General features: G+C 33.1%; 1 protein-coding gene. It reads left to right on the forward strand.

Going from position 1 to position 248, the window contains the following annotated elements; all coding sequences use genetic code 11:
* On the forward strand, positions 1-248 hold a 248-nt coding region (locus QCD85_RS23715), incomplete at both ends, for a hypothetical protein (RefSeq protein WP_301264087.1).

The raw sequence follows: 248 nt of genomic DNA on the forward strand, positions 1-248 counted from the left end.
GTTTATGGACATGTATAATAATAAACAATCACGAGTCCTTGATAAAACTAATTAAGGAGTTCAAGCCTTCTGTTGATGAATTTTATTCTATAAAAAAAGAGCTTCTTGAATTGGAATTCATGCCTACTGGTGGGAAAGAAATCTTGGATATAGCCCTAAAGAAATTAGCAATACATCAAATTTCATTTTCTGGTTTAGGGACAAAATCAGGTGGTCCTTTGGGAGGCAAGCATCAAAAATCTAAATAC

This window comes from Paenibacillus sp. PsM32 (assembly GCF_030433815.1).
Taxonomy (GTDB): Bacteria; Bacillota; Bacilli; order Paenibacillales; family Paenibacillaceae; genus Saccharibacillus; species Saccharibacillus kyungheensis.